Annotated in this window: 2 protein-coding genes; both read left to right on the forward strand. The window is 50.1% G+C overall.

Going from position 1 to position 1,182, the window contains the following annotated elements; translation table 11 throughout:
• Positions 1-543, forward strand: a 543-nt coding sequence (locus tag BM125_RS20880; protein ID WP_139225149.1) for an RHS repeat-associated core domain-containing protein, incomplete at its 5' end; no start/stop codon positions are given.
• 2 nt (positions 544-545) lie between these two features.
• The gene (locus BM125_RS19600; protein ID WP_092411130.1) at positions 546-968 is read left to right on the forward strand and encodes an SMI1/KNR4 family protein; all 423 of its coding nucleotides are present in this window, start codon (positions 546-548) and stop codon (positions 966-968) included.
• Positions 969-1,182 lie beyond the last annotated feature (214 nt).

Below are 1,182 nucleotides of genomic sequence, written 5' to 3' on the forward strand. Positions count from 1 at the left end.
TTTCCGGGGCAGCAGTACGACCCGGAGACGCAGAATCACTACAACTACTTCAGGGATTATGAGCCGGGGACGGGGCGGTATCTGGAGTCGGATCCAATAGGGTTGGAGGGGGGAACAAACACCTACGGATACGTTAGCGATAATCCAATTTCACTGTGGGATCTGTTTGGACTAAAGTTCCCAAAAAAGGGTAAGGGAAGCAACAAAACATGCAACAGTTGCTCGGCCTTTGGGTATGGTGAAAGTGACCCGCCGACTCGAATCGAGGGGCCTTGGCCGACCAGCGATATCCGTCGTGGACTCTACGGTCATTCGCCAAGGTCTCATGGATCTCCCGACATCCATCACGGCGACCAGCAGCGCAGAGGGGCGCGGCACGAAATTAGGCCGGAGAATCATAGAAATAATAGAGCGCTGCATCCCTTTAAGAGGTGTCAGGGTGTAACCAAAGCACAGAGACAAGCTGATCGTGAGCTACATTGGTGGTATCGAGCGCGTGAACAGGGCGCGGATAGCTTGTACCCAAACGATATATACGATTAATCATGAAGCCGAATATATTCGAGAGCTTGTATGCGGATGCTGTGAAAAAACACCCAAGGCACTTTAGCTTCGGTGAACCACCGAGCTCAATTGAGGTTGTTGAAGATGCGGCGAGAAAATTGAATGTCAGATTTCCTTCAGCATACCGAACCTTTTTGATCACCCACGGCTCCGGCGAGATAGCTTTTGCATTAGTATATTCACCAGATCCAGCCAGCTATTGGGATATTGTCAAGCAAAATGCAAAACGTAATGATAGCGAAGAGTTCTACGCATTTTCCGACGACCAATGTGGAAACTACTTCGGATTTTCAAGAAAGGGGGGGGAGAACGTATACATCTATGATCACGAAAAAGGGGGCTGGGGAAACTCAGAGTACGCTGATTTTTACGAGTATTTCGCAGATCTATCGTTCAGGGATTGACCTTTGCAGCAATGGTCATATTTGTCGCCCTGTCATTGCGGGTGAAAAGCGTGATCCGCTCGCATGACCAAATCCTCGCAGAAATATAGAGTGCCTATCTTCTGAGGATGCAGCTCGTGAGGTTGCAGGTCGAAGCCGAATTCGGCACCGACCCAGACGAATCGACCCATTACACCTACGACGGCACCGGCAACGAGAAGACCATCACCGATGC

This window comes from Dokdonella immobilis (genome assembly GCF_900115085.1).
In the GTDB taxonomy this organism is placed as follows: domain Bacteria; phylum Pseudomonadota; class Gammaproteobacteria; order Xanthomonadales; family Rhodanobacteraceae; genus Dokdonella; species Dokdonella immobilis.